The sequence below is a fragment of the Alcanivorax sp. HI0083 genome (assembly GCF_001635175.1).
In genome coordinates, this window is the sequence record NZ_LWFX01001286.1 from 1 (window position 1) to 4975 (window position 4975).

Below are 4975 nucleotides of genomic sequence, written 5' to 3' on the forward strand. Positions count from 1 at the left end.
CGTCAGGCATCCGGCGTCGAGCGTTTGGCAAAGTGCCGGGTATTCGGGATAAACCCATCAAACGTCGAGTAGCCTGTTCTTCACTCTAAATCCGCGAAGAACCTTTTTTATGCCGCTCTGCGGCTGCAACAGCCTCCACGCAACACGCCTCACGCCTGCGCGCATAGAGAAGCTCACTTCACGAAAAGGCTGACTTCGGCGCACTCTCCTATACCTGTCCGTCTTGGTATATCCTTGGGCCTTCGTTTCCATCCGAATAGTCGTATGACCCACCCCGGCCCCATTGGCATTTTTGATTCCGGCATCGGCGGCTTGTCTATCGCCCGCCGCATTCGTGAGCTGTTGCCCAACGAAAACCTGCTCTACGTGGCGGACTCCATCCACGCGCCCTACGGCGAAAAATCAGAGCACTATATTCAGCAGCGATCCGATGCCATTACCCGGTTTCTTATGGAAAACGAGGCGAAAGCTATCGTGGTCGCCTGCAATACCGCTACCGTCTCTGCCATCCGGCAACTGCGGGCCGATTACACCTTGCCCATCATCGGCGTCGAGCCAGGTATCAAACCCGCCGCCCTGCAAAGTAAAAGTGGGGTTATTGGCGTACTGGCCACTAGCCAGACACTGAAAAGCGAATCCTTTAACAACCTGAGCCGGCTGTTCTCGGAAAACGTGCGCGTGGAAATCCAGCCCTGTCCCGGGCTGGTTGAACAGATCGAAGCGCTGGAGCTGGACAGCGAAGCGACCCAAACCCTGGTCGCCCGCTATGTACAGCCACTGATCCAAAAAGGGGCGGATCATATCGTCCTGGGCTGCACCCACTATGCGTTTCTGGCGCCGCTGATTCGCCGGGCAGCGGGAGCCCACGTGGAAGTAGTTAATACCGATATGGCAGTCGCCCGCGAAACCGTGCGGCGACTGCAGATGCACAATTTGCTATCCGATAGCCCGCAAGCAGGCAGCGCCACGTTCTGGAGCAGCGCCGAACCGTCCCTGGCTCACCGGCAGCTCTCTGAACTCTGGGGCGAACGAGTCACCGTCCACCCCATGCGCTAGGGCACATCAAACAGCCTCTGCGATCGACGGCAATCACCTTGTGAAGACCGGCGAAATGCTTCCAGTGTTCCACCATTTTCTTTACGGATATAGGCAGGCAGGAACAGAACAACGCATTCCCGTTTTCGCTACATATAAAAATGCCCGACTCCGGTGACACGGAATCGGGCATTTCTGTTACTTCACGCGCATGTCTTTTGCACGTTCTCAATCATCGCTATGGCGTTACGATATTGAACCAGAACTCGAAGTCATCCAGACAGGACACCAACTCGGTGAGCTTGTCCTGGTCCCCTTCGACTGTCACCTTGCCGTCTTCAATGGCCTTTTCCAGGGTGATCTCCTGGAGCATGAATCCATTGAGAGTATCGCGGGTCATGTTGATGGTGGCATCGGCATCGTCAAACAGACGCCCCTCACTGTGGTTCAGCACACCGTGCACCATTTCCACCGCAAAGGACTTGTCCTTGTCGGTGAATACGAAATTGAGCTTGAGGTGCTTGCCCTCTGCCTTCTCGGTGTTCAGGCGGACGCCAAGGAAGTCGAAGAACAGGCTCTCATCCATGGCACGAACGGTATCCGGGCTGGCAGTATTGGGCGTCGGCAATTGCGCCACACCATTACGCAGTTCCTGGGCGCCGCTCAGGTAGAAATTACGCCACGGACCACTTTCTGCCTGATAGCCCATCTGCTCCAGCGCGTCAGCCTGCAGGTTCTTGGCTTCCTGGTTATCCGGATCGGCGAAGACGGCATGATTGACCACTTCCGCCACCCAGCGATACTCCCCTTTTTCAAAGTAGTCACGGGCCTTGTCCAGCAACGCATCCGCCCCCCCCATCATCTCCACGTAACGCTCGGCTGAATCCGCCGGAGGCAGTTCATGCAAGGTCGCCGGGTTGCCGATAAACCAACCCAAGTACATCACATAAGTAGCCTTCACGTTGTGACTGATGGAACCGTAATAACCGCGGTTGGAAAAGTTCTTGGCGATGGCATCAGGCACTTTGATTTGCTCTGCGATCTCCAACATGGTGTAGCCCTGATTGGCCATGCGCAGGGTTTCATCATTGATGAAGCGATACATATCCCGCTGCGTGCTGATATGCTCATTGACCTTGTCCTTTCCCCACACTGGCCAGTGGTGCATGGCGTACATCACTTCCACTTCATCACCCCACATGTCCAGCGCCTGATTCAGATACTTGGACCAGGCCAGCGGATCGCGGATCTTGGCGCCACGCAGCGAGTAGGTGTTATGCAGCGTATGAGTCGAATCTTCAGCGGTATTGAGCGCTTTCTTTTCCTTGATGTAATAGAGCATCTCGGACGGCGCCTCAGAACCTGGCGCATTCAGAAACTCATACGTCAGCCCGTCAATCTTGTGGACTTCACCGGTCTTTTCAATGATTTTGGTGGGAGGAATCAGAGTAACCGTACCGGCTGAGGTGGTGGTCCCCAACCCGGCGCCCACTTGACCTTGCGGGCTGGGCGGCAGCAGGTTGCCATACATGTAACTGGCGCGGCGACTCATGACATTACCGGCCATCACATTCTCGGCAACAGCGGCATCCAGAAAGCCCACCGGCGCATAGATGTCCACCTTGCCCGCGTTGACATCCGCTTCATCGACCACACCACGAACGCCACCATAGTGATCCACATGGCTGTGGGTATAAATCACAGCGACCACCGGTTTTTTCGGGCGATGCTCGTAATAGAGGTCCAGCGCCACCTTGGCGGTTTCTGCAGACACCAACGGATCCATGATGGTCAGGCCTTTCTCGCCTTCCACAATCGTCATGTTGGAAAGGTCGAGATTACGAACCTGATAAATCCCGTCGGTCACTTCAAATAACCCGGAAATATTCAACAACTGGGATTGGCGCCACAGACTCGGGTTAACTGTTTCCGGTGCTTCCGAGCCTTCCTCAATAAAATCATACTTGGCCGGATCCCAACCCATACCGGATTGCCCTCTTCACCCTTGATCATTTCCTTGGGAAGCGGCGCGATGAATCCCTTATGGGCCAGCTCGAAAGACGTGTTATCCGAGAACGGCAAGTACTCTTTCAGCGCCTGATTACTTTCCTTGGTGGCCGCTTCAGCGGGCTTGGGCCCTTCTTTACTCTGCCGTAGCCTTGTCAGACTTGTTCTGCGGCGCTTTTTCCGCCACCGCCGGTTGGCCGGCCTCTTTCTGTTGCCCGGCGGATTGTTCGCCTTCATCACCACAGCCTGCAAGCATCAGGCAGGCTGTGAGACTGGAGTAGAGCAGTACGCTTTTCATAACAGTAGTCCTTGTTGGAGAGTCCTTGATCAAGGTCCGGCAATAGCTGTACCCCTATGCCCACCTGAAAATCCATCATCGCGAAAGGTATTCAGGGTGTAAAGATTTACTATCTGCGCCCTCCAGCCAGCCTGATAGCCAGGGAATACCGGCGCTAGCGGGAAGGTATGCAACAAGGATCCCAGCATCCAGCACGCTTATGTCAATGCAGTGAAACACCGTGAATAGCCCTGCACAGAGAGCCAGTTCACGAAAAGCAAAAGACGAACCGCTTGAGCGTAATGCTCTGGCTTCATGGTCAGGTCTGCAGCCTGAAGGAGGGAGGGGGGGCCTAGTCAGCCCTTGAGATGCTTTCCTGCAATATCGTCATGTCCATATGGCGCTCCACCATATCGGCAAGCCGGTCCAGTTGCTGCTCCCGGTGAGCGGCATAATCTACGCCGCGATTATCGTGCAGACCGGCCCAGGCAAGGATGGCGTTGCCACTGTCTGCCAAATCAAACAAACCGTGCAGGTAACACCCCATCACCTGGCCATCCTCACTCATGGCCCCATCGTATCGGTCACCCAGCATCAGCATGGGGCGGCTCAGCGCCTCTCCGCGGGTAATACCGTTATGAATCTCGTAACCTTGAACAGGCGAATCTGAGGCCAGCAGTTTCCCCTTTGTGTTGGCAAGCTGTTTGCCCGCTATCAACTCGGTGCTCATGGCCAGCCAGCCCAGCCCCTGGCTGCTACCGGGGTGACTCTCCAGCCCCTGAGGGTCATCAATCCGCTCGCCGAGCATCTGAAATCCCCCGCAAATACCCAGCACCTTGCCGCCGTAACGCAAGTGCTTTTCGATCTGCTTGTCCCAGCCTTGTTCGCGCAGGAAGGCCAGGTCCGCACGGGTGGCCTTGCTGCCCGGGAGAATCACCAGATCCGCCTGCGGCCAGGCTTCCCCCATCCTGACGAAGCGCAGGTTCACACTGGGATGCAGTCGCAGGGGATCGAAATCGTTATGGTTGCTCATGCGCGGCAACAGCGGCACCACCACATTGAGTGCATCGCTTTCGTGTTCGCCCTGCTCATCCACCGCATCTTCCGCATCCAGGGTAAGGCCATGCAGATAGGGCAGCACGCCAAACACGGGTTTACCGGTGCGATCTTCAAGCCAGTCAAGCCCGCTCTGCAGCAAGGAAAGGTCGCCACGGAAACGGTTGATGACAAACCCCAGGGTGCGTTTCTGTTCGCTGTCGGAAAGCAAATCCAGCGTACCGGTGAGATGGGCAAAGACACCGCCGCGATCGATATCGGCAACCAGAATAACCGGGCAATCCACCATCTCGGCAAAGCCCATATTGGCAATATCATTCTCGCGCAGATTGATTTCCGCCGGGCTGCCTGCGCCTTCCACGATGACCACATCGTAGCGGGAAGTGAGCGCCTGCCAGGCCGCCAGCACCGCTTCACTGGCGGTCTTTTTGTAGGCGTGATAATCCAGCGCCTGCATATTGCCCAGCACCTTGCCACGAATAATCACCTGCGCGCCCATATCTGTTTGCGGCTTGAGCAACACCGGATTCATGTCACTGTGCGGCTCAACACCACAGGCCAGCGCCTGCAAGGCCGTAGAACGACCAATCTCCCCACCGT

4 protein-coding genes are annotated in these 4975 nt (G+C 56.2%); 1 reads left to right on the forward strand and 3 read right to left on the reverse strand.

Features of this window, described 5'->3' with window-relative positions; translation table 11 throughout:
* Nucleotides 1-264: 264 nt before the first annotated feature.
* A complete protein-coding gene (murI, locus tag A3754_RS19080; protein ID WP_063520963.1) occupies nt 265-1056 on the forward strand; it encodes a glutamate racemase in 792 nt (263 codons plus the stop codon).
* A 217-nt stretch (nt 1057-1273) separates the two neighbouring features.
* Here the strand turns inward: murI and A3754_RS19085 are convergent, their stop codons facing one another.
* From A3754_RS19085 to A3754_RS19090, 3 genes are all read right to left on the reverse strand, one after another.
* Entirely contained in the window at nt 1274-3019 is a 1746-nt protein-coding gene (locus A3754_RS19085; protein ID WP_231880694.1) for an alkyl/aryl-sulfatase, read from the reverse strand.
* 159 nt (nt 3020-3178) lie between these two features.
* A complete protein-coding gene (locus A3754_RS28605; RefSeq protein WP_231880695.1) occupies nt 3179-3340 on the reverse strand; it encodes a hypothetical protein in 162 nt (53 codons plus the stop codon).
* A gap of 331 nt (nt 3341-3671) precedes the next feature.
* On the reverse strand, nt 3672-4975 hold a 1304-nt coding region (locus tag A3754_RS19090; protein WP_063520964.1), incomplete at its 5' end, for a cobyric acid synthase.

Excerpts from the sequence above, each read along its gene's own strand:
- murI (WP_063520963.1), top strand. The coding sequence starts at position 265 with ATGACCCACCCCGGCCCCATTGGCATTTTTGATTCCGGCATCGGCGGC.
- A3754_RS19085 (WP_231880694.1), bottom strand. The coding sequence starts at position 3,019 with ATGGGTTGGGATCCGGCCAAGTATGATTTTATTGAGGAAGGCTCGGAA.
- A3754_RS28605 (WP_231880695.1), bottom strand. The coding sequence starts at position 3,340 with ATGAAAAGCGTACTGCTCTACTCCAGTCTCACAGCCTGCCTGATGCTT.